The sequence below is a fragment of the Hymenobacter saemangeumensis genome, assembly GCF_039541835.1.
Taxonomy (GTDB): Bacteria; Bacteroidota; Bacteroidia; order Cytophagales; family Hymenobacteraceae; genus Hymenobacter; species Hymenobacter saemangeumensis.
In genome coordinates this window covers 18,155-43,356 of the sequence record NZ_BAABGZ010000063.1, presented here as the reverse complement: position 1 = coordinate 43,356, position 25,202 = coordinate 18,155, and the positions used below count along the sequence as shown (strand labels likewise).

9 protein-coding genes are annotated in these 25,202 nt (G+C 67.3%); all 9 read left to right on the top strand.

What is annotated here, in order from left to right:
- On the top strand, window positions 1-4,133 hold a 4,133-nt coding region (locus tag ABD919_RS15135), incomplete at its 5' end, for a beta strand repeat-containing protein (RefSeq protein WP_345236869.1).
- Window positions 4,134-4,208: 75 nt separating this feature from the next.
- Entirely contained in the window at window positions 4,209-14,546 is a 10,338-nt protein-coding gene (locus ABD919_RS15130) for a CARDB domain-containing protein (RefSeq protein WP_345236868.1), read from the top strand.
- Window positions 14,547-14,742: 196 nt separating this feature from the next.
- Window positions 14,743-16,686, top strand: coding sequence for a sensor histidine kinase (locus ABD919_RS15125; RefSeq protein ID WP_345236867.1), 1,944 nt, complete (start codon window positions 14,743-14,745; stop codon window positions 16,684-16,686).
- 14 nt (window positions 16,687-16,700) lie between these two features.
- Window positions 16,701-17,372, top strand: coding sequence for a response regulator (locus tag ABD919_RS15120; protein WP_345236866.1), 672 nt, complete (start codon window positions 16,701-16,703; stop codon window positions 17,370-17,372).
- Window positions 17,373-17,591: 219 nt separating this feature from the next.
- A complete protein-coding gene (locus tag ABD919_RS15115; RefSeq protein ID WP_345236865.1) occupies window positions 17,592-18,176 on the top strand; it encodes an RNA polymerase sigma-70 factor in 585 nt (194 codons plus the stop codon).
- 176 nt (window positions 18,177-18,352) lie between these two features.
- Complete coding sequence (locus ABD919_RS15110) at window positions 18,353-20,758, top strand: TonB-dependent receptor (RefSeq protein WP_345236864.1); 2,406 nt, start codon at window positions 18,353-18,355, stop codon at window positions 20,756-20,758.
- A 93-nt stretch (window positions 20,759-20,851) separates the two neighbouring features.
- Window positions 20,852-21,682: a DUF4249 domain-containing protein gene (locus ABD919_RS15105; RefSeq protein WP_345236863.1), complete on the top strand. Its 831-nt coding sequence runs from the start codon at window positions 20,852-20,854 to the stop codon at window positions 21,680-21,682.
- 94 nt (window positions 21,683-21,776) lie between these two features.
- Complete coding sequence (locus ABD919_RS15100; RefSeq protein ID WP_345236862.1) at window positions 21,777-22,907, top strand: FecR family protein; 1,131 nt, start codon at window positions 21,777-21,779, stop codon at window positions 22,905-22,907.
- A gap of 62 nt (window positions 22,908-22,969) precedes the next feature.
- Complete coding sequence (locus ABD919_RS15095; protein ID WP_345236861.1) at window positions 22,970-25,048, top strand: hypothetical protein; 2,079 nt, start codon at window positions 22,970-22,972, stop codon at window positions 25,046-25,048.
- The last annotated feature ends 154 nt before the right edge of the window (window positions 25,049-25,202 follow it).

The following is a 25,202-nucleotide window of genomic DNA, read 5'->3' as shown; positions in this document are numbered from 1 at the left end:
TGGGCCGACAGTACCTGGGCGCCGTGGACACGGGCACGGGGGCAGCCACGGCCTTCAACCCGGCCCCGAACAGCACGGTGCACGCCCTGGCCTCGGATGGCACCACCCTGTACGTGGGGGGCAGCTTTACGAGCATTGCCGGCCAGAGCCGCAGCTACGCGGCCGGCTTCACGCTGGCCACGGGCGCGCTGACGGCCTTCAACCCCGGGGCGAACACGACCGTGCGCGCCCTGGGCCTGAGCGGCAGCAGCCTGGCCATGGGCGGCAGCTTTACGTATTTCGATACCGACAGCCGCCAGAACCTATTCCAGCTCAGCGGCGGTGGCCTGCCCAGCGGCGGGCTGGTAACGTCCTTCAACCCCGGCGCCAACTCGACGGTAACTGAGTTGCAGCGCGAGGGCAGCACGCTGTACGTAGCCGGCAGCTTTACCACCCTGGGCGGGCTGGGCCGCGTGCGCCTGGGCGCCGTGGACACGGGCACGGGCGCGGCCACGGCCTTCAACCCGGCCCCCAACACCACGATGTACGCCCTGGCTTCGGATGGCACCACCCTGTACGTGGGGGGCAACTTTACCAGCATTGCCGGCCAGAGCCGCAACTATATGGCCGGCTTCACCTTGGCTACTGGTGCGCTGACCAGCTTCAACCCCGCTCCCAACACCACGGTGCGGACAATAGCCACCGCCGGCACGGCCGTGGTATTGGGCGGCTCGTTTTCTACACTGCGGGCTTTTGCCATCAACAACCTGTTTGCTTACAACGTAAACACCGCGCAGGTGCTCACGGGCTTTCAGCCCAACCCCAACGGCGCGGTAGAAGCCCTGGCCATGGCCGGCAGCACCCTGTACGTGGGGGGCAGCTTCACGACGCTGGATGGCGCCGGCCGCTCCCGCCTGGGTGCCGTAAATGCCACGTCCGGCGTGGTAACGGCCTTCAACCCGACTGCCAACAGCACGGTACACACCCTGACCACCGATGGCAGCACGCTCTACGCGGGCGGCAGCTTTACGACCATGGGTGGGCAAACGCGCAGCTACCTGGCCTCGTTTGCCTTGCCCAGCGGCGCCCTGAACGCCTTCAACCCCGGCGCCAACAGCACCGTGCACGCCCTGGCCCTGGATGGCAGCACGCTCTACGCGGGCGGTAGCTTCACCACCTTGGGCGGCTCCCCCCGCACCCGCCTGGCAGCCGTTAATGCCTCTACGGGCGTGCTTAGCTCATTTGCCCCCAACATCAACTCCACGGTACTGGCCCTGGCTGCCAACAGCACCACGCTGTATGCCGGCGGCAGCTTCACCACCTTCGATGGACAGCCCCGCTCTTATATCGGGGCCATCAGCAAAGCCAGCGGCAGCGCCACTTCCTGGACGGCCAACACCAACAGCACGGTGTATGCCCTGGCCGTGAGCGAGGACTTCGTGACCATGGCCGGCTCGTTTACGACGGTAAATGGCGTTTCCAACTCCTACCTCGGTGCCGTAACGGCCGGCACGGGCAGCCTGATTACTACCCCGAACCTGAGCAGCACCGGCTATGCGCTTTCGCTTTCGCAGGATACGCTGGTCGTGGGCGGCAGCTTCAGCTCCGTGGGCGGGCAGCAGCGCGACAACCTGGCTACTATCAAGCTGGTAGCTCCGCCCACCATTCTGTCGTTTACGCCCACGAGCGGCCCGGCGGGCACGGTGGTGACCATCACCGGCGCCAACCTGCTCATGGCCCAGGGCGTGAGCTTCAACAACGTGCCGGCAACGTCGTTTACGGCCAACTCGGCCACGAGCGTAACGGCTACCGTACCGGCCGGCGCCGGCACCGGGCCCATCCGCATTACCACCACGGGCGGTGTTGCTACATCGGGCACGTCGTTCGTATTCACGGCGCCTGTGCCCACCATCAGCGGCTTCACGCCCACCTCGGGCTCGGGCGGCACCAGCGTCACCATCACCGGCACCGATTTCAGCGGCGCCACGGTGGTGCAGTTCAACGGCACTTCGGCCCCGTTCTCGGTGCTGAATGCTACGACCATCTCGACCAGCGTGCCGGTAACGGCTACCACGGGCAACATCAGCGTGACTACGCCCGGCGGCACGGCCACCTCGGCGGCGGTGTTTACGGTAGGCTCGGCGCCGTCGGACCTGACGGTGAGCACCACCACCACCATTCCGGGCGGGGTGTATAACAACGTCACCGTAACGGGCAGCGGCAACGGCACCCTGGCCGCCAACATCACCGTGGCCGGCACCCTGACGGTGCAGACCGGCGGCATCCTGGCCGACGGCTGCTTTGTAATCGGCGGCCCTGGCAACTTCGTGCTCGCCGCGGGCGCCACCCTGCGCATCTGCAGCTCGGCCGGCCTAAGCAGCAGCGGCACCACCGGCGCCCTGCAAGTGACCGGTGCCCGCACCTTCAGCCCCGACGCCAGCTATGTGTACAACGGCAGCGGCGCCCAGGTAACCGGCACCGGCCTCCCGGCCCAGGCCCTGAGCCTGACCATTGCCAACGCCGCCAACGTAACCCTGACCCAGCCCCTGGCAATTAAGGAAGTGGTGCGCCTGAGCAGCGGCAGCCTGCTGCTGAACGGCCAGCCCCTGACCCTGCTTTCGAGCGCTGCCGGCACCGCCCTGGTGTGGAACGAAGGCAGCGGCTCGGTGCAGGGCGCCACCGGCACCATGCAGCGCTACATCGACGCCAGCGGCAACACCGGCACCGGCGGCTACCGCATGTACAGCAGCCCGGTGGCCAACAGCACCGTGGCCGACCTGGCCACCAGCACCGGCTTCACGCCGGTGGTGAACCCGGCCTACAACACGGCCGCCCTGCCCGGCAACCTCTCGGTATACCCCAACGTGTTTGGCTACAACGAGCAGCGCCTGGCTACGCCCACCAACAACTACTCGGCCTTCGACCAGGGCTACTTCTCGCCCGGCGCCCTGACCGACCCGCTGACCGTGGGCCGCGGCTACACGGTGCAAATCGGCAACCAGCAGCTGGTAGACTTCACCGGCACCTTCAACACCGGCAACGTAACCATCGGCGGCCTCACCCGCGGCACGCAGGCAGAAGCCGGCTGGCACATGGTGGGCAACCCGTATCCCTCGCCCCTGGACTGGGGCACGGTGCCGGCTGCGGCCCTCAACAACGTGGACGCCGCCGTGTATGTGTTCCAGAGCACCTCGGGCTACGTGGGCCGCTACCGCTCCTTCGTGAACGGCGTCGGCGGGGGCACCAACCTGATTCCGGCCGGCCAGGGCTTCTTTGTGCGGGCCAGCACGCCCGGCACCACCGGCAGCATCAGCCTGAACAATGGCAACCGCCGCAGCGTGTACACGGGCCAGCCCAACTTCCAGCGCACCACGGCCGAAACGCGGCCCCTGCTGCACCTGCATATGCAGGCGGCCAACGCCGGCAGCAGCCCGGTAGTTGACGACACCTTCATCTACTTTGAAGCCGGCGCCAGCGCCGCCTACACCGGCCGTTTCGATGCCTACAAGCTGCCCAACTCCGACGGCCTGTACCTGGCCTCGGTGGGTGTGTCGGCCGCCGGCGTAGCCGAGCTGCCGCTGTCGGTAGACGGCCGCGCCCCCCTGAGCGGCACGGCCGACGAAGTGGTGCCCCTGTGGGTGGCAACCACCACGCCCGGCACCTATACCCTGCGAGCCGCCGAGCTGCTTAACTTCGACGTGGCCGGCACCACGGTGTACCTGCGCGATGCCCTGACGGGCAGCTTTGTGAACCTGGCTACTCAACCCGCTTATACTTTTAGTGTGGCGGCGAATGCGCCTTACTCCGGCCGCTTCAGCGTTGTGTTCCGCCCGGCGGGCTCGCCGCTGGCTACGCGCCCGCAGCTAAGCGGAGCGATGGCTTCCATCTATCCCAACCCGGCTTCGGCCACGGGCGCCTCGGCTACCTTGTCGGTAACGGGCCTGCCCACGGGCGCCCGCACCTTGCAGGTAAGCGTGCTGAACGCCGTAGGCCAGCGCGTGGGACAGTACCAGGTGCCGGTAGTGGCCGGCACGGCTGGTAGCACGGCCCGGGCCACACTCCCCGTGCAGGGACTGGCGCCGGGTATCTACCTGGTGCGCATGCAGGCCGATGGCAGCAACGGCCAACTCACCCAACGGCTGGTAGTGGAATAAGCTTTGGCGGGCAGCTCCCGGGTGGGAGCTGCCCCTGGGCACATTCCTTTCTCCTTCCCTTAGACAGATATTTTCATGAAGCATTCACTTGACTTCGTACGCCGGCTGTTGCTTTCGCTCTGGCTGGTTTCATTTGCCCTGGCGGCCGCAGCCCAGCTGCCCGGCGGGGGCAACACCGGCGGCCCGCCCGGCGGCAACGGCGGCGGGGGCACCGGCACGCCCGGCGGCCCTGGCAACGGCGGCACCACCGGGGGCCCTCCCGGCCCCAACACCTCGGTATCCACCATCATCGGCTTCACCCCGGTTAGCGGCCCGGTGGGCACAGTGGTTACCGTGACCGGCACCAACCTGACCGGCACCACTTCGGTGGCCATCAACGGCGTGAACGCGCCGGTGTTCACCGTGAGCTCGGCCACGGAGCTGACCGTGACGGTGCCCAGCGGGGCTACTACCGGCCTGATTTCGCTGACCACGCCCAGCAGCTCGGCTACCAGCACCAACAGCTTCACGGTGACTTTGCCGAGCACGGCTTTCGGCAACGTGGTGACGATGAACGGCAGCACCGATAAAATCACGGCGCCTGGCCTGGCCTTTACAGCTACCGACAACTTCACCCTGGAAGCGCTGGTGCGCCCGGCGGCCCTGCCCACTACCGGCTTCAGCATCATTCTCAGCAATGGGTATGACAATGGCACGGTGGGCAACGGCATTGCCCTGGGCATCGGCAGCGGCAGCGGGGGAGCGGGCAGCAACCTTGTGGTGCTGTTCAGCGGCGTGAGCTTCTTCAACACCGGCTACACCTTTCCGGCGGCCAACCAGTGGTACCACGTGGCCGTGACGCGCCGCAACGGCACCACCTTCACTTACGTGGACGGCGTGCAGGCCCCCAACACCACGACCACCGCGCCGACGGCTCCGACTTCGTCGGGTGCCCAGGCCGGGCACTTCACCGTGGGCGCCCAGGACGGCATTCGCTTCCTGAACGGCCGCGTGGACGAGGCCCGCGCCTGGAGCGTGGCCCGCAGCCAGGCCCAGCTTCAGGCGGGCCTGGGCGGACAGCTGACCGGCACCGAAACCGGGCTGGTAGCCTACTACGACATGAACCGCACCGGCCAGGGCGCGGGCCTGACCGTAGCCAACCGCGCCGCTACTACCGGCGCGGCCCTGAACGGCGTGACGGAGGGCACGGCCAGCACGCCGGTGTTTACGCCGGTGAATGCCGCGCAGGCCCCCACCATCAGCAGCTTTACGCCTGCTTCCGGCGTGGCCGGCACCAGCGTAACCATCACCGGTACCAACCTGACGGGCACCAACAGCGTGCAGTTTAACGGCCTGGCGGCGGTGTTCTCCAGCGTGACCAGCACCAGCCTGACGGCCACCGTGCCGGCCGGCGCCAGCACCGGCCCCATCAGCCTGACCACACCCCACGGCACGGCCAGCAGCGCGGGCAACTTTGTAATTAACACGGTACCGGTGGTAAGCAGCTTTACGCCCACTGCCGGCCCGGCCGGCACCAGCGTAACCATCACCGGCAGCAGCCTGGGCGGCGCTACCAGCGTCACCTTTGGCGGCGTAGCCGTGACGGCGCCCATCACCAACAACACCAGCACCAGCCTCACGGTAGAGGCCCCCGCGGGTGCTCCCACGGGGCTTATCTGCGTGACCACGGCGCTGGGTACGGGCTGCTCGAACACCAACTACAGCTTCCCGCCCACCATTACCACGAACACGGTTTCGCCGCAGACCTTCTGCGCGGGGGCTACCATCACAGTGCCCTTCAGCACCAACATGAGCGGCTACGCGGCGGGCAACACCTTCGGGTTCCAGCTTTCCAACGCCAGCGGGGTGTTCGACCCCGGCAGCCCCGTGTACGGCACGCTGATTTCCTCGGGCTCGTCGGGCGGCACGGTGTCGGGCGCGGTGCCCAACACCACGGCCGGCGGCAGCGGCTACCGCGTGCGGGTGGTGTCGAGCAACCCTGCCATCACGGGCTCGGCCAATACCGTGAACCTGACCATCAACCAGGCGCCCGTGAGCCAGGCGGGCGGGCCGGCTTCGGTGGCTTATGGCAGCAACATCGGCCTGACGCTGACGCCCACCTACGCCGGGGCTAGCTACAGCTGGAGCGGCCCCCAGGGCTTTAGCTCTACCCTGCAAAACCCCACCGTGACCAACGCCACCAACGTGGGCGTGAACCGCTACACCTGCGTGGTGACGCTGGGCAGCTGCACCTTCAGCAGCTTCGTGGACGTGACCGTGCAGGCCCCCACCACGCCCACGCTCACGCTCAGCGCCTTCGCCGGGCCGCTGTGCCCGGAAGCTACGCTCACGCTCAGCTTTAACGTGACGGCCATGGCTTTTGCCAGCGGCAACATCATCACGGCCCAGCTGTCGAACACCAGCGGCTCGTTTGCCTCCCCGGTGGCCATTGGCTCGGTGGCCTTCAGCGGGCAGGGAAGCGGCAGCCTCACGGCTACGCTGCCGGCCGGCCTGGCCGGCACCAGCGGCTACCGCATCCGCCTGGTGGGCTCCAGCCCGGCCACGACCAGCAACGACAACGGCTCCAACCTGACCGTGAACAACCCGCCGGCCGTGACGCTGGCAGCCTTTGCGCCGGTGTGCGTAAATGCCAGCACCTTCACCCTGACGGGCGGCAGCCCGGCCGGCGGCACCTACCGCGTAAACGGCACGGTGGCCAGCAGCTTCAACCCGGCAGCTGCCGGCGTAGGCAGCTACACCATCACGTATACCTTCACCGATGGCACGGGCTGCTCGGCTACCGCCACCCGCACCCTGGAGGTGCGGCCCCTGCCTAGCGTAACCCTGGCGGCCCTGGCTTCTACCTGCGTGACGGCCCCGGCCTACGCCCTGACGGGCGGCAGCCCGGCAGGCGGCACCTACTCGGGCCCCGGCGTGAGCGGCGGGCAGTTCAACCCGGCCACGGCCGGCGTGGGCACCCACACCATCACGTACAGCTACACCGATGGCACCGGCTGCTCGGCCACGGCCACCCGCCCGCTGACGGTGCTGCCCACGCCCACCTTTGCCTCCTCCGCTACGCAGACGTGCACCGGCCAGTCCGTAACGCTGACGGTAAGCAACGCCGGCGCCGGCGCCACTTACGCCTGGAGCACCGGCGAAACGACGGCCAGCATCTCGCCCGCGCCCACCAGCCAGACCACTTACTCGGTAACGGTGACCAACGCGGCCGGCTGCACGTACTCGTTTAGCCAGACCATCACCATCAACCCTGCGACGACGGCCCCCAGCGTGGTGGGCCAGATGCAGCCCGTGGACAACACCAACGGTCTGAGTTTGCCCATCACCTTCTCCTGGAGCCCGGCCACTGCTACCACCGCCTACGACCTGTACGTATGGCCGGCCAGCGGCAGCCAGCCCACGACGGCCACGGTGAGCGGCATCAACTCGCTGCAGTACACCTACGGCGGCCCGCTGCCCTACGGCGCCCAGTACCGCTGGCGCGTGGTGGCCCGCAACGCCTGCTTCAGCACGGCCGGCCCGGTGCAGAGCTTCGGCCTGCGCGAGCTGCCCGACCTGCGCGTGAGCTTTATTCAGAACCCCGACACGGTGTATGCGGGCCAGACCATGCAGATGGCCTGGAACGTGACCAACATCGGCACCGGCAGCACCCTGGCCCAGCAGTGGCGCGACGAGGTGTGGCTGAGCCAGGACTCGGTGTTCAACGCCGGCACCGCCATTCGGGTAGGCGACTGGGGAAACACCACCTTCCTGCAGCCCAACGCCACCTACATCACCAACGCCACCTTCCAGGTGCCGTACTCGCAGGCCGGCTACTACTACGTGTTCGTGCGGGCCAACTCCAACGGGGCCCTGCTCGAAACCAACACGGCCAACAACCGCCGCCGCGCTACCCGCCGCACGCTGATGATAGTGCCCGAGACGCCGGACTTCTCGGTGGAGAACTTCGTGTCGCCGCCCGACCCCTCGGTGGGCTACACCGACGTGACCATGCGCTACCGCGTGTACAACCGCGGCACGGTGACGGCCACGGTGCCGCGCTACGATGAGTTCTTCATCTCGCCCGACACCATTCTCAACATCAGCCAGAACACCGGCCGCCTAGCGCTGGGCCCCAACGCCATCTCGCTGGGCCGCCGCCGCGTGACCGATACGCTGGGCATCAACGGCTTCTACAGCCGCACCGTAACGGTGCGCGTGCCGCACACCGAGTACGGCCGCCGCTACTTCTACGCCTACACCGACACCGACAACGCCATCTTTGAGACGGCCAGCACCAACAACGTGAACCGTCCGGTGCCGGTGGAAATCATCCTGCGTCCGCCGGCCGACCTGGTGCCCATTCAGCTGACGGCCCCGGCCACCATGCTGGCGGGCACCAGCGCCACCATCACCTGGGACGTGCGCAACCAGGGCAACAACGCGCCGGTAGCCGAGGAGCGGTACTGGGCCGACAGGTTCTGGCTCTGCCCGTCGGCCACCTTCGACCCGAACACGGCCATTGCCGTGGGCACGCTGAACATCTACAACGGCGACACCCTGGCCGTGCAGCACCACTACCGCCGCAACGTAACCCTGAACATTCCCAACGGGCTGTCGGGCACCTACTACGTGTATGGCATGGCCGACTACGTGCAGGGCTCGACCCGCGGCAACGTGTTTGAGTACATCTACGAAGGCAACAACATGCGCCGCTCGGGCGCGGTAACGGTAAACCTTACCTATGCCGACCTGCAGCCGGTGGCCTTTACCGGCCCGGCTACGGTAGACGCTTTCCAGACCTTTGTGGTGAACTACACCGTGCGCAACAACAGCACGGCCGTAGGCTCGGCCAATGGCACCTGGACCGATGCCGTGTGGCTGGTGACGCCGGGCGGCAGCATCGGCGGCTGCCTGCGCCTGGGCAGCGTAACGCGCACCGGGCCGCTGGCCCTGGGGGCCAGCTACTCCGGCTCGATGACGCTCAGCATTCCGCGCTACGTGGCCCCCGGCAACTACGAGCTGGTGCTGAAGACCGACGACGGCAACACGGTGTATGAGTTCAACTTCGAGAACAACAACGAGCGGCGCATTGCCCTGGCCTACAACTACTCCGACGACCTGCGCCTGACCGCGCTGAGCACGACCGGCACGGCCTACTCGGGCCAGACCGTGGCCGTGAACTTCAGCGTGGACAACCAGGGCCTGTTCCGCACCCTGGCCACGGGCTGGGCCGACCAGTTCTTCCTCTCGACCGACGCCACGCTGGACGCTGCCGACCTGCAGCTGAGCAGCGTGACCCGCAACGGCGAGCTGGCCGTGGGCAGCAGCTACAACGGCACGGTAAGCGTGCGCCTGCCCCATGGCCTGCAGGGCAACTTCTTCGTGATTGGCAAAGCCGGCGTACCCGACGGGCGGGGTTACTGCGGCGGCACCGCCTCCAGCGTGCTGGCGGATACCAACCCCGCCAACAACCTGCGCAGCACTGCCCTGCCCATCACGCTGACGCCGCCCTGCGACCTGATTCCGACGGCCTACACCCTGCCCACCGACGTGGTGGCCGGGCAGCAGGTGACCATCCCCTTCACCGTGCGCAACCAGGGCGTGGGCGCAACGCTGGAAGGCAACTGGGACGACGGCGTGTACCTGAACACGGCCCCGACGGTGAATGGCTCGGTGCGCATCGGCACCTACCGCCACCCCGGCACGCTGGGCGCGGGCCAGAGCTACTCGGCCAGCATCACGGCCACCATTCCGGCGTATATGTCGGGCAACTACTACGTGTTCCTGGTGACGGACCTCTCCGGTACCGGCGGCTACTACCCCAGCAGCCAGTGGGGCGGGGCCGTGCAGTACGGCACCGTGTACGAGCACCAGCAGGAGCTCAACAACGTGGTGCAGGGCAGTGTGCTTATCCGCGTGCCGCAGCCGGCCGACCTGGTGGTAACCAGCGTGACCCTGCCGGCCAGCCGCAAGCTCGGCGAGGTGATGACCATTCACTACGACGTGCGCAACCAGGGCGTGAATGCCGCCGTGGGCCAGCTCAAGGACGGCCTCTACCTCAGCCAGGATGCGACGGTGGATGGGGCCGTGGACCAGCTCTTCGCTAGCCAGACCCGCAACGTGAATATTGCGCCGAACACGACCCGCAGCGGCGTGGTGCGCTCGCGCCTGCAGGGCATCATGCCCGGCAGCTACCACGGCCTGATGGCCACCAACCTGTTCAACGACATCTACGAAGGACCGGTGAGCAGCCCGGCGGCCAACAACAACGTGACCGACGCGGCCAACCGCCTGGCCCTGGGCGTGAATAACCTAGCCCTGCGCACCCCCACCAGCTTCCCACTGATGCGCGACTCCGTGGTGTACTACCGCGTGAGCCCGGGCGCCAACAAGGACATGGTGCTGACGCTGACCAGTAACAAGACCTTGGGGCAGAATGAGATGTACGTGGCCCAGGGCCGCGTGCCCACGGCGGCCGACTACGACTTCATCTACCTGAGCCAGGTGAGCACCACCCAGGAAATCCTGGTGCCCACCACGGCGGCCGGCGACTACTACGTGCTGGTGAAAACCCCGTACCAGTACACCAGCCTGCAAACCGCCACGCTGTATGCCGACACCCTGGGCTTCCAGGTGCGCAGCATCACGGCCAACCGCGTGGGCCGCGGCCGGGTGACGACGCAGGTGCTGGGCGCGGGCTTCCGCCGCCTCCGCACCGGCAGCAGCGGCTGGCCGGCCACGCGCTTCTACCTCACCAGAGGCAGCAGCCCGGCCATCCGGGCCGAGGCCCAGGTGCTGCGCTACCGCAACAGCACCGAGGTGACGCTGCGCTGGTACCTCGACACGCTGAGCGTGGGCGTGTACAACGTGGTGGCCGACAACAACGGCACCCGCGTGGAGCTCACCAACGGCCTGACCGTGGAGCCGGCCCGTCCGCTGAACGTGGACTTCGCCACCATCATCCCGCAGGTGGTGCGCGTGGGCACCAACGCCAACTGGACCTACTTCCTGCAGAACAACTCCAACGTGGACGTGCCCTACTGGGAGTTTCAGTACGAGCTGCCGCCGGGCCAGAACCCGGTGATTACGCACACGCCCAACGTGCGCAAGAAGTCGGACTTCCACGCCGGCGCCCAGAGCGCTACGCCCCGCAACCGGATGGACGACGGCCTGACCGAGGTGCTGCCCTTCGTGGCCCGCGACCTGCGGCCGGATGAGGTAATTCAGGTGAACCTGCGCCTGACGCCCACCCGCATCGGCGGCTTCCCCGTGGTGTGGAACCAGGCGGCCATGACCGAGGAGTGGTACACCCGCCAGACCCTCGACCACATCAGCCGCTACCGGGCGGCGGTGCTGGCCCAGCCGGCCAGCTACCCCACCGGCGTGGTGAACCTGGCCGCCAACGCCACGGCCTGGCAGGACAGCCTGCGCCGCTACTACGTGCGCAACGGCCTGCTCGACACCATGGCCCTGCGCGTAGGGCGCCTGCGCACCGGCTACACGGCTCCCTCGGCTTCTATCGCCATCCCCGGCGGGGTGTGCGGCGACTGGGGCGTAACCGAGTGCGTGCGGCCCTTCCGCCCCAACCCCTTCGATGCCAACGCCTACCCGGCGGCCTTGGTGGGCTGCGCCGACTCCATCGTGTTTACCTACAAGGGCCGCGGCGCCAGCTGCACCCAGGTGGTGGGCTCCGTCGACCCCAACCTGATTGTGGGCCCGGATGGGGCCGGCCGCCGCAAGATGGTGGGCTCGCAGCAGCGCCTCAACTACCAGGTGCAGTTTGAAAACGACCCCGAGCTGGCTACCGCGCCGGCCCAGGTGGTGCGCATCAACGTGCCGCTGAGCAATGCCTTCGACCCGCAGCAGTTCCGCCTCGGCTCCTTCGGCTGGGCCGACCACACCTTCCAGGTGCCGGCCAACTCCAGCTCGTACACGGCCATGCTCAACATGCCCGACTCGCTGGGCTACGACGTGCGCGTGCTTGGCACCGTGGACGTGGTGGGCCGCCGCCTGGTGTGGCAGTTCGAAACCATTGACCCCAACACCGGCGTGGCGCCGGACGACCCCAACAAGGGCTTCCTGCTGCTCAACGACTCCACCGGCCGCGGGCAGGGCTTTGTGAACTACACCATCAAGGCCAGCCCCTCGGCAATTACCGGCGACACGCTGGCGGCCCAGGCCAGCATCGTGTTCGACACCAACCCGCCGCTGCTTACCAACCGCTGGAAGAACGTGCTCGACGCCGTGGCGCCCAGCAGCCAGCTGGCGGCTCTGCCGGCCAACCAGCCGGGTGCCACCGTGGCCCTGAGCTGGACGGCCCAGGACGACCAGGGCGGCTCGGGCCTGCGCTCCTACGACGTGTACGCCAGCCAGGATGGCGGGGCCTTCCAGCCCGTAGCCACCAACCTGAGCAGCACCAGCTACACCTTCACCGGGCAGCTGGGCTCGCGCTACGACTTCTTTACCCTGGCGGCCGACACCACCGGCAACCGCGAGGCGCTGAAGCTGGTGGGCGACACCCACACCACGCTGGCCACGCCCACGGCCTTCACCTGGACCGGCGCCAGCTCCACCGACTGGAACACGCCGGGCAACTGGAGCACCGGCGTGGTGCCCGGCGGTGCCGATGCCGTGACCATCCCCACAGGCATGCCCCGCTACCCGGTGAGTGCCAGCGGCACGCTGTCGGCCTTCGACCTGACCCTGGCTTCCGGCGCCAGCCTGACGCTGAGCGGCGGCACGCTGGACCTGAAAGGCAGCTTCACCAACTACGGCACCCTCGCCCACAGCGGCGGCCAGGTGACGCTGACGGGCACGACGCCGCAGACCCTGGCGGGCACGGCCACCACGACCTTCCACGAGCTGCGCGTAGGCAGCGCCGGGGCGGCCCTCACGGGCGGCCCGGTGCAGGTGCGCCGCCTGCTGACCCTGACCGGTAACCTGGCCGCCGACGGCCGCCTCACCCTGCTTTCCGACGCCGCGGGCACCGCCCTGGTAGTGAACAGCGGCGGCGAAGCCACCGGCCAAGCCACGGTGCAGCGCTACATCTCGCCCTCCCTGAACCCCGGCGCTGGCTACCGCCACCTGGCTTCGGCCGTGAACGGAGCCACGGTGGCCGACCTGCACGGCCCGGGCGGCAGCGCCCCGCTGGTGAACCCGGCCTTCAACACGGCCGCCAACCCCTTCGCGGTAACGCCCTTCCCGACGGTGTTCAGCTACAACGAGCAGCGCCTGACCACGGCCAGCGCCACCACCAGCGACTTCGGCTTCGGCTGGCAGTCGCCGGCCCTGGCCGACAACCTCGGCGCGGGCCAGGCCTTCACCGTGAACCTGGCGCCGACGACGGTGAGCCTGACCGGTACCCTGCGCAACGGCAACTACCCCGTTACGCTGAGCCGCGGCAACACCGCCAACTCGGGCTGGCAGCTGCTGGGCAACCCCTACCCGGCCCCGCTCAACTGGGACAACCTGGCCCGCCCGGCTGAGGTGGAGAATGCCTTGTACGTGTTCCGCTCCAGCAGCCAGTACGGCGGCTCTTATGTGGCGTATGTGAACGGCGTAGGGCCGGCGGGGGCCAACCTCGTGGCCTCGGGCCAGGGCTTCTTCGCCCGGGTGAGCAGCGGCAACCCCACGCTCACCTTCACCAACACCGCCCGTGAGACGAGCTACACCAACCCGGCCATGTACCGCGGCACCGCCACCGATGTCCGGCCCATGCTGGAGCTGGCCCTGGCCCCGACCGGCAACGCGCCCCTCGGCGACGTGCTGTACGTGTACCAGGAAGCCGGCGCCACCACGGGCTTCGACGCCCGCTTCGACGCCGTGAAGGTGCAGCTCAACGCCGGGCAGCAGCCCACGCTCTACCAGCAGGCCGGCAGCCAGAGCCTGAGCATTCAAGGCCTGCCCGTGCTCACGCAGGCAGTAGCCCTGCCGTTGGGCGTGAATGCCCCGGCTACGGGCGCCTTCGTCTTCACGCCCCAGCGCCTGGCCAACTTCCCGGCCAGCACCGGCGTGTACCTCGAAGACCGCCTCACCGGCACCCTGCACAACCTGCGCCAGGGGGCCTACGCGGCCCAGCTCACGCAGGGCCTGCACGCCAGCCGCTTCGTGCTGCACCTCAACCCCCAGGCTGCGCCGCTGGCTACTGCCGGCAGCTCTCAGCCTTTCGTGGAGCTGCAGGTGTTCCCGAACCCGGCCACTGGCCAGGCGGCGGTACAGGTAGTGGCTACCGGCACCCAGGCCGCCATTGGCAAAGCCCGGGTGGAGGTGTTCAACGCCCTCGGCCAGCGCGTGTACCAGTCGGCCGAGCTGATGGCTACTGCCCAGGGCCTGCGCCTGCAGGTGCCCACGGCCGGCCTGGCCACCGGCATCTACACCGTGCGCCTGACCACGGCCTCCGGGGTGCGCACGCAAAAGCTACTGCTCAACTAGGAGCGTTTTGTAGGATTAACATCATGCTAGAAAGACCCCGGCAGCTTGCCGGGGTTTTTTTGTGGGCTTTAGCTGCCTGCTGCTTTTCAGGCGGCAGCGTGACGATGGCGCCCGCTGTGGCGGCCGGCGTAATGGAATGGCCAGCACGAGTAGATGAGGACGCCGCAGTAGGCCGTAGGGCATTACCTTGCACCGTATGCGCCCAGTGTCTTATTGGCTTTTTCTGCTTGGCTTTTTACTGGTTCTGGGGCCGCCGGGCCGGGCGCAGCCGGCTGCGGCAACGGGCAGCCCGCCCGATACTCTGTACCTGGGCAAGCAAAGCGGCTGGCCGCCCGGCTACACCTTTCGCTTCCGCGCCGTGCACCTTAACAGCCGGGCCCGGCCTGAATTCCAGGAGCGCCCGGATAGGCAGCTGCGCTTCCGCAGCGGCATCCCCAATGATGCGCTCAACCTGGGCCTGCTGAACCGTCCGGCCCGGGTGTGGGTGCGGCTGCCCGTAGCCAGCACCCTGGCCGAGCGCACCCGCTTTGTATGCAGCGTAGAGCAGTTTGCCGACAGCGCCGTGCTGTTTGTGCAGCGGGCCGGGCAGCCGGGCCTGGTGCGCGTTGCCGGGGCCAGCTCCTGGGTGCCGGCCGCTCAGCGGCCTTACCCGGCCCGGGTGCTGGCCCTGCCCTTTACCCTGGACGCCGGCGAGCGTGCCCTGCTCTACCTGCGCATTGACGTCCGGATGGGGGCCGTACGCCTGCCCTGGCGCATCAGCACCGAGGACTGGCTGCGGCAGCGGGAGGCAACCTACCTGGTGGATAGCCGCTGGCTGTGGCTGCTGGGCTTTTACCTGGCCAGCGCGGGCTTTGTGCTTCTGCTGTTTGCCTTCCTGCGCGACCCGATATTCCTCCTCTACAGCCTGTACGTAGGGCTGGCGTCGCTATTTCTGATGATGAACGACGGGCTGGATGCCTACTTCCTGCCCCCGGCGCTGTATCGGGCCCTGTGGCAGGTAGGCGCCTACAATGTGATGCTGCTGGCCGAAGTATGCGCGCTGGGCATTCTGCTGCTTTTCGTGCGCCTGCGGGCCACCCAGCCCGAGCTGTACCGCATCGGAGTGGTGCTGTGCGCCACCGCGGTGGTATTTGTGGGGGCTTTCGCCGCGCTGCTGGAGCTGCGGCCCGACTGGCAGGTAGGTATCTACATCATCCGGGAGCTGCTGCTGGGAACCGTGCTGCTCTACGGTGGGGTAGGGCTGGGGGCTGCTACCGAAAACCCCCGCCAACGCAAGCTGGCGGCTTATTTCTTGCCCACCTACGTGTTGTTCTTTATTGGCTTCACCGTGGCCTGGCTAAACCATGCGGGCCTGACGAACCGGCATTACCTGCAGCCTAACGACCTGGCCTGGGCCTTGTGTGCCGAGATGCTGGTGCTGAGCGTGCTGCTGGCAGCCCGCTTTCGCCATACGCTGCGCCGTCATGCCCTGGGGCGGGTGCGGCAGGCACGGCAGCGCGAGGCCTTGGGCGTGCGCCTTATCACGGCCCAGGACGAGGAGCGGGAGCGCCTGGCCCGGGAGCTGCACGATGCCCTGGGCCCCACCCTGACGGCCCTGCACCTGGCCTGGCAGGGGCGGGCCGTGCGCGAGGCGCTGGCTACCTCGGAACAGGCCAGCCAGGCCGCCGCTCAGGCCGACCGCCTGCTGCGCCAGGTGCGCGACGAAGCCCGCGCCATCAGCCACGCGCTGCTGCCGGCCGAGCTCAGCGCCGGCGGGCTGGCGGCTTCCCTGGCAGCCCTGGCCCACGACCTCGACCAGCCCGACGGGCCCGTGCGGGTGAGCACCGACTTAGGCACCGACCTCGATGAGCTGCCTACGGCAGTGCAGCTGGCGGCCTACCGCATCGCAGCGGAGCTGCTGCATAATGCCGTGCGCCATGCCCAGGCCCGCCGCATCGTGGTGCAGGTGCTGCGCTATCCGGCCTGCCTGGAGGTGGTGGTGGAAGACGACGGCCGGGGCCTGAACCCCAGCGCCAGCACCGAAGGCATTGGCCTGCGCGGCGTGCGGGCCCGCGTGGCTTATCTTGGCGGGCAGGTGCATGTCGACTCCTCGGAGCGCGGCACCATTATCATTGCCGAGCTGCCCCTGCTCCCGGCCTGACGCTTCTTCCCCTCATGCTCCTTCACCCCACTTCTGCTGCCTGCCGACTGCTGATTGTGGACGACCACCCCGCCCTGGCCCAGGGCCTGGCCACCTGGCTGGCGCAGGAGCCCGACCTGGCCGTGGTGGGCCATTATGGCAGCGGCAGCGCGCTGCTCGCGGCCCTCGAAGCCGCGCCGCCGGAAGGCCCCCTGCCCGCCGACGTGCTGCTGCTCGACCTGCACCTGCCCCCGCCCGATGGCCTGGCCCTGCTGCCCATGCTGCGGCAGCGCTGGCCGGCCCTGCGGGTGCTGGTGTTCAGCATGGCCGCTTCCCGCAGCACCCTGGCTCAGGTGAAAGCCGCGGGTGCAAGCGGCTTTGTGCAGAAGTCGGCCGATGCCACCGACCTGCTCAGCGCCATCCGCCGCGTGCATATGGGCCAGCTGGCGTTTCCGGAAGACCTGAGCGAGGCCGCCGCTACCGAGGCCGGCGAGACTGCGGGCCGCCTGCGCCTCAGCCGCTTGTCGGAGCGGGAGCGGCAGGTGGTGTTCTTTATCTGCGCCGGCCTCACCACCCGCGCCATTGCCGAGCAGCTCTGCCTGTCGGAGCTGACCGTGGGCACCCACCGGCGCAACATCCTGCAAAAGCTGGAGCTGCCCAACACCGCCTCGCTGGTGGCCCTGGCCCGGCAGCAGGGCTTGTATTAAGTGCGGGGCAAGCTAAAGCGCCTAACGCAGTTTCGTGGTGGGTGTAGCGTGGACTCTGCGAGTCCGCGCGTGTGAACGTTCAACCGCGCGGACTCGCAGAGTCCACGCTACAAATCCATTGACTCTGAAACCGCTCTAAACAGTTTATTTGAATTTTGTAAATCCTGAGCATAATTCTGCCCCGCTGGCCGCTGCCCCGCCCCTTACCTTTGCCGGGCCATGCCACTCCCCGACGATACCGCCCTCGACGCCCGCCTGGCGCAGCTGCGCCGGCACGACGAAGCGGCCTGGATGGAGACGGTTTTCAAAGCCTACTACGCCCCCCTGGGCCAGGTAGCCTACCGCGTGGTGCGCGATAAGCAAGTGGCCGAAGACCTGCTGCAGGACGTGTTTCTGCGGCTCTGGCAGGGGCGCGCCGCCTTGCCCGACATCCTCTCGTACCGCGCCTACCTCACGCGGGCCACTCTGAACTCGGCCCTGCGCTACCAGCAGCGCAGCCAGCGCCAGGTGGCCTGGGACGAGGCACCGCCCGAAACGACCGCCGCCCCCGTGGCCCCGGAAGCCCTGGCCGCCCTGCACCAGCACGACACCGAAGCCGCCGTAGCCGCCGCCCTCGACCGCCTGCCGCCGCAGTGCCGCGTGGTGTTCGAGCTCAGCCGCTACGAGGAGATGAGCTACCAGCAGATTGCCGAGGCCCTGGAAATCTCGCCCAAAACCGTGGAAAACCAGATGGGCAAGGCCCTGCGCGTGCTGCGCGGCGTATTGGCCAGCACCCTGCGCGACCTGTACAGCGTGCTGCTGTAAGGAATGAGAGCAGGGGTTGGGCTGTACCCGACGGGCTTGTCCCACATATCCAACCGGGAAGTAGATGGGTAGATGCCGCGTTATTCCCTTCGCAGAAAAAAATAAAAAAAGTTTTCCACCGACGTAGGGGTTGGAGCGGGTTTGTGCGTCATCTATCCAAACCCACTTCTTTTTCTATGTACAAACCTCTTTCTGTAATTAGCCGGCGAGCCACGCTGCTCGGCTTGCTGGCCCTGGTACCCGGGACCCTGCTCGCCCAGGAGCAGGCCAAGCCAAGCACCACCAAAGCCAGCCGCTCGGCCGGCAACGTCACCCTGAGCGGCTACCTCAGGGATGCCGCCACCGGCGAGGCCCTCATCGGGGCCAGCGTATTCGTTAAAAGCCTGGGCGTGGGCGGCACCGCCAACGAGTACGGCTTCTATTCCCTTACCCTGCCCAAGGGCAGCTACACCTTCACCTACACCTACGTGGGCTACGCGCCCACTGAGGAAACCCTGGAGCTGACGGGCAACCTTACCCATTCCATCAAGCTGAACGTGCAGCGGGTGCAGACCGACGAGGTGCTGGTGCTGGGCAAGCAGCCCGACCAGAACGTGAAAAGCGTGGAAACCGGCGTCAACCGCCTCGACATGCGGCAGGTGAAGCTGGTGCCGGCCCTGCTGGGCGAGGTCGACCTGGTGCGCAACATTCAGCTGCTGCCGGGCGTGACCACGGTAGGGGAGGGCGCTACCGGCTTCAACGTGCGCGGCGGTGGCATCGACCAGAACCTGATTCTCATGGACGAGGCGCCGGTGTACAACTCCTCCCACCTGTTCGGCCTGTTCTCGGTGTTCAACCCCGACGCCGTGAAAGACCTCAAGCTGGTGAAGGGCGGCATTCCGGCGGCCTACGGCGGGCGCCTTTCCTCCTTGCTCGACATTCGGATGAAGGACGGCAACTCCCAGCGCCTGGGCGTGAGCGGCGGCATTGGCGTGGTGAGCAGCCGCCTGGCCGTGGAGGCGCCCATCGTGAAAGACAAAAGCTCGTTTATCGTGGCCGGTCGTCGCTCCTACGCCGACGTGTTCCTGAAGGCCATACCCGAGCAGAAAAACAACCAGGCCTATTTCTACGACCTCTCGGCCAAGGCCAACTACACCCTGGGCGAGAAAGACAAGCTCTTCCTGTCGGGCTACTTCGGCCGCGACGTGTTCAAGTTCGGCGACCTGTTTCAGAACAACTGGGGCAACGCCACCGGCACGCTGCGCTGGAACCACGTGTTCAACTCCCGCCTGTTCATGAACGTGACCACGCTGGCCAGCAAGTACGACTACGCGCTGGGCATACCCAACGGCAGCCAGGGCTTTGAGTGGCGCTCCAACATCAACGACTACAGCGCCAAGGCCGACTTCGAGTTTTTCCAGTCGCCGCAAAGCACCCTGCGCTTCGGCGTAAGCGGCATCTACTACACCTTTCAGCCCGGGCACGTGACGCCCACGGAGAAAAGCTCCATCTTCCGGGAGCTGAAGCTCGATGCCCAGCGCGCAACCGAGTGGGCCGCTTATGTGGATGAAGAGCGGCAGTTTGGCCCGTCCCTGTCGGTGCAGCTGGGCCTGCGGGTGTCCATGTTCGAAAACCGCAGCAAGGGCACGTTCTACGACTACGTGGGCGAGCGCGGCCGGCAGCTGCTGCCCATCAATGGGCAGCAGTTTGAGGGCAAGCCCGTGGCCAGCTATCCCAACCTGGAGCCGCGCCTATCCATGCGCTACTCCCTCACCGAAAGCGCCTCGCTGAAAGCCAGCTACAACCGCATGGTGCAGTACATCCACCTGATTTCCAACACCACGGCCGCCACCCCGCTCGACGTGTGGCTGCCCAGCACCCGCAACATCAAGCCCGAGCACGCCGACCAGGTGAGCCTGGGCTACTTCCAGAACTTCAAAAACAACGCCTACGAGGCCTCGGTGGAAGTATTTGCCAAGCGCATGGACAACCAGATTGACTACATCAACGGCGCTAACACCCTGCTCAATACCCAGCTGGAATCGGAGCTGCTATACGGGCAGGGCCGTGCCTACGGGGCCGAGTTCTTCGTGAAGAAAGCCGAAGGCCGCCTCACCGGCTGGGTAAGCTACACGCTGAGCCGCTCGGAGCGCCAGGTAGACGGCCTGAACCGCGACAAGTGGTACGCCAACAAGTACGACAAAACCCACGTGCTGGCCGTGGTGGGCGTGTACGAGCTGTCGCCCCGCCTGTCGGTGTCGTCCACGTTCAACTACAGCACCGGCGTGGCCACCACCTACCCCGACAGCCGCTTTACCTACCAGGGCCTGCAGGTGCCCGTGGTGGGCGACGACGCCCGCAACAACTTCCGCGTGCCGGCCTACCACCGCCTCGACCTGGGCGCCACCCTCAAAGGCAAGCACAACCCCGACCGCCGCTGGCAGAGCTCCTGGACGTTCAGCGTGTACAACGTGTACGGCCGCCGCAACGCCTTCGGCATGTACTTCCGCCAGAAGGCCGACAACCCCGCCCAGACCGAGGCCGTGCGCATGTCTATGTTCGGCACCGTGCTGCCCAGCATCGCTTACAACTTCAACTTTTAAGTAAGGCGGAATTCCGTTCCGCGCCTGCGCCGGCCTAAGCAGATACTCGCTGCGCTCGTCGCGGAATGAAATTCCACGCTACCTCTTTTTCTTATGAAACGCATTCTCTTTTTTCTGTTCGCCGCATTTATTTCCTTGAGCCTCAGCAGCTGCCTCGACGTGGTGGAAATCGATATTCCCGAAGGCAAGCCCCTGCTGGTGGTAGAGGGCCAGGTAACCGACCAGCCCGCCCCGGCCTGGGTGAAGCTGAGTATGACCCAGGCTTACTTTGCCGACGCCCTGCCGCCCGTGGTGCGGGGAGCCAGCATCTCCCTGCTCGACGACCAGGGCCGGCGCGATGTGCTGCGCGAAACCACCCCCGGCCTCTACGTGGGCAGCGGCGCCGTGCAGGGCCGCGTGGGCGGCCGCTACACCCTCACCATTGAAGCCAACGGCCAGAGCTACCAGGCCGAAACGGAAATCAAGCGCACGCCCGAAATCGACAGCGTGAGCCTGGAGTACATGCGGGGCCACTCCTTCTTTAAAGATGGGTACTACGCTTTCTATAATGGCCCCGAGCTGCCCGGCGTGGGCGACTACTACCGCTTCAAGGTGACGAAGAACGGCAAGCTCTTCAACGACCCCGGCGACCTCATCGTGCGCGCCGACGAGCTGGTGGACGGCAACTACATCGGCCGCGTTCAGCTGGTAGACGAGCCCCTGGTGCGCGGCGACAAGCTGAAAGTGGAGCTGAACGCCATTCCGCGCGACTACTTTTATTTTCTGAACGAGATGTTTGGCCAAATCAACAACGTGGGCTTGTTTGCCACCACCCCGGCCAACGTGCGCACCAACATCCGCAACACCCGCGCCGACGCGGATAAGTCGGCCGTAGGCTATTTTGCCGGCTTCACCGTCCGCACCGACTCCGTAACAGTGCGATAGAAGGGAGTTATGAGTTATGAATTATGAGTTATTGACCGTCTAGCGGTACTAACAACTCATAATTCATAACTCATAATTCATAACTCAATAAACCATGCCCCACCGCTACCCTGACCCGGCCGATGCCCCCTGGGACCTGCTGGCCCGCCACCTGGCTGCCGAAGCCACGGCCGGCGAGCAGGACCGGCTGCGGCAGTGGCTGCACGCCGACCCCCTGCACCTGCAGGTGCTCACGACCGTGACCCGGGCCTGGGAGCGGGCCGGGGAAAAGGCGCCCGCGCCGGTGGTGTTCACCCCGGCCGACGTAGAGGCTGCCTGGCAGCGCTTCCGCCCGATGATGGGAGAGGTGGCGCCGCCCCGGGCAGTGGCCGAGCCCGCCGCGCCGGCCCGCCCGGAGGCAGTAGCGCGGCCCACCGGCACCGGGCAGGGGAGCTGGCAGCCTACCCTGCTGCGCGTAGCGGCGGCGCTTGTGCTAATGGCAGGCGGCGCCTACGCCTTGTCCAGAGGGGTGTTTTCGGCAAAGACCGAGGCGGTGGCGGCCAGCTTCGCCAGCGGCAGCCAGCGGCGGTTTGTGCGCCTGCCCGATGGCAGCACGGCCTGGCTGAATGCCCACTCCCGGCTAAGCTACGGCAACGCCGGCCCTGGCCGGCCCCGCGCCGTGCAGCTGGCCGGCGAAGCGTTTTTTGAGGTGAAGCCCAACCCCCGGCAGCCCTTCCTGGTGAGCAGCCCCACCGCCCGGGTGCGCGTAACTGGCACGGCCTTCAACGTGCGGGCCTACGCCGCTGAGGACTCGGTGGAGGTGAGCGTAACTCACGGCCGGGTGTGGGTAAGCCGCCTGGCCGGCCCGGCCGACAGCGTGCTGCTCACGGCCGGCCTGCGCACGGCCCTGCGCGCTGCCGATGCGCCGGGCAGCATTGCCGCCCCGCTCCGCAGCAGCCCCGCGGCCGATGCCAACTTCCGCGCCTGGCAAACCGACACCCTGCGCTTTCAGGACGCGCCCGTGGCCCAGGTGCTGCGCACCCTGCGCGCCGCCTACGGCACCCGCGTGCACCTGGCCGACGCCGGGCTGGGCCGCTGCCGCTTCACCGGCACCTTCGCCCATCCGCGGCCGGCGCAGGTGCTGGCCGTGCTGGCCGTGGCCACCGGCAGCACGGCCGAAGCCGCCGAGGCCGGCGGCTACGTGCTGCGCGGCCCCGGCTGCGCCGAGGTGCCAAGTGGGCAATAGCGAACCGAAAAACGGCTTCCGCTTCGGGACTTTAATCAGCCGGATTGCCCACCTTTGTGGTTATGTTGAGGCTGGCTTGGATATTTATCGGTTTGTGGCTGAGCAATAGCCTGGTATATGGTCAGGCTGGCCCTTCGGCGCTCGGCCGGCCGGTGCAGCCTGGGCCAACCGATGCCCCGCTAGCTCAGGTGCTGGCTGAGCTGTCGCGGCAGAGCGGCGTGCCGTTCAGCTACAGCAGCACGCGCATCGGGGCAGGCCGGCGCTGCCAGCTGCGGGGCGGCCCGCCCCGCCCCCTGGGTACCGTGCTGCACGAGCTGATGGGTCCGCACCGCTTATCCTATGGAATGCTTAACGGCCAGCTGGTGCTGTGGCCTGCTGCCGAAGCCGCGCCGCCCGGCATTGCCGCGCTTAACGGTTCAGGCAATTCCGCGGATGAAGCCTCGCGGCTGGGGAGCGTGTCCGTGGTCAATCCGCGGGCAGGTGCTGTGGGGAAAGCCTGGGCAAAACCCGCCGCTACCGCTGTAGTTTCGGCAGAGGTGCGTGCAGTAGGCCCTGCCGGCAGCAGCCAGCAGCCAGGCACTGCCCGGCTACCCGCTGCTGCCCTCGGCGCCGGCTCCCTTAATAAGGATACTGGGAAATCAACCGGGCTGGGAGCTACTGCAGACCTGGCCACTGCGGGCCTTGCAAAAAGTCTGGCCGAGCCGGCGGCAGGGAAGCAAAAGAATAGCAGGGCGCTTGCCGCCGGTATGCAGCCCGGCTCTGCAGGAGGCCGCCGGCAAACGGCAGAAATGAAATCCGGCAGCACCGGGGACAGTAGCAGCGGAGCGGCCCGACGGGAAGCGGCTGCGGCGAGCACAGCCCTGCTGTCGCCCCGCCCCGTGCTCTGGCGAGACTCTGCGGCAGAAAAAGCTGGTTTGCTCCCGGGCACCCTGACTACAGCCCCGGTTCCGGCGGAGCCTGCACGGCGGGCCCTGCAGCGCCGGGCGGCGCAAGTTTCCTTTATCGGACCGCTGGGCACGAACTGGCTGGCCAACGCCCGTAGTGTAAACGACTACTCCCTGAATATCCTGGCGGGCTATTCAGCCGGGGTGCGCAGGGTGGAGCTAGGCGCCTGGCTGAACGTGGTGCGCGACACGGTGCAGGGCTTTCAGGCAGCCGGCATTGCAAACGTAACGGGCACCGATGTGCGGGGCGTGCAGCTGGCCGGCATCGTCAACCTGAATGGGGGCGGGGTGCAGGGAATGCAGGCCGCTGGCATTGTAAACGTGGGCCGCGACGATGTGCGGGGCGTGCAGCTGGCCGGCATCGTCAACATTACCGGCGGCGCGGGGCAGGCCCGGCAGCGGCCGGGGCAGCCCACGCGGCTGCGGCGCCTGCTGGGCCTGCCCCGCCTTCTTGCTACCGACCCCCTGGGCCAGCTGCCGGCAGCCCCTTCCACTGCGCAGCCAGGGCTGCTGCTGCAGGCGGCATCCATTGCCAACATCACCGGCACTGATGTGCGCGGCTTGCAGACGGCCAGCATCCTCAACGTGGCCCGCCGCGTGAAGGGCGTGCAGTTTGGCCTGGTTAACGTGGGCCGCCACGTAACCGGGGCCCAGTTCGGCCTTATCAACTTTGCCGATTCCGTGACTGGCGCCTCCATCGGCATCATCAACATTGTGCGGCACGGCTACCTGCACGGCGAGGTGTGGGCCAGCGAAAGCTTGCCCCTGAACGCCGTGGTGAAGCTGGGGGTGCGGCGCTACTACACCCTGCTGGGCGTGGCCTCCGAGCCCTTCGCCAACCGGGTGCAGTGGGCCTCAGGTTTTGGCGTGGGCACAGCTGGCCAGCCCAAGGGCCGGGTTACGCTTAGCCTCGACGTAATACAGTGGACGCTGGCCGGCACCAGCGACGACCCCAACGCCGAAACCATCGACTCGCGCTTTCTGACCCAGCTACGCCCGGCGCTGGCCTGGCAGATTGAGCCCCAGGGCCGGCTGCAGCTGGTGGTGGCGCCCACCCTCAACCTAGCCATAGCCTGGAGCAACGACCGCCAGCCGCAGTGGGACTTCGGCGCCAACCAGAAGCTGTGGATAGACACGGCCGGCGCCCAGAGCCGCACCCGCCTCTGGCCCGGCGCCCAGATTGGGCTGCGGTTTTGAGGGAAAATAAAAAAAGAACTAATGAACGACGGCTCTCCCGTGCCAAGGAAGGTGCGTCAAGTTTGTAGGGCTTCCGTGGTATCGGAACAGAGTTCGCGCCGCTTCAACGAGTATCGTTCCACGACGGGCGGAGCCCAAGCCCATTCCTGCCACT

What these genes read in the sequence shown, in the direction of transcription:
- ABD919_RS15095 (WP_345236861.1), top strand. Translation starts at nt 22,970, where the DNA reads ATGTTGAGGCTGGCTTGGATATTTATCGGTTTGTGGCTGAGCAATAGC.
- ABD919_RS15100 (WP_345236862.1), top strand. Translation starts at nt 21,777, where the DNA reads ATGCCCCACCGCTACCCTGACCCGGCCGATGCCCCCTGGGACCTGCTG.
- ABD919_RS15105 (WP_345236863.1), top strand. Translation starts at nt 20,852, where the DNA reads ATGAAACGCATTCTCTTTTTTCTGTTCGCCGCATTTATTTCCTTGAGC.
- ABD919_RS15110 (WP_345236864.1), top strand. Translation starts at nt 18,353, where the DNA reads ATGTACAAACCTCTTTCTGTAATTAGCCGGCGAGCCACGCTGCTCGGC.
- ABD919_RS15130 (WP_345236868.1), top strand. Translation starts at nt 4,209, where the DNA reads ATGAAGCATTCACTTGACTTCGTACGCCGGCTGTTGCTTTCGCTCTGG.
- ABD919_RS15125 (WP_345236867.1), top strand. Translation starts at nt 14,743, where the DNA reads ATGCGCCCAGTGTCTTATTGGCTTTTTCTGCTTGGCTTTTTACTGGTT.
- ABD919_RS15120 (WP_345236866.1), top strand. Translation starts at nt 16,701, where the DNA reads ATGCTCCTTCACCCCACTTCTGCTGCCTGCCGACTGCTGATTGTGGAC.
- ABD919_RS15115 (WP_345236865.1), top strand. Translation starts at nt 17,592, where the DNA reads ATGCCACTCCCCGACGATACCGCCCTCGACGCCCGCCTGGCGCAGCTG.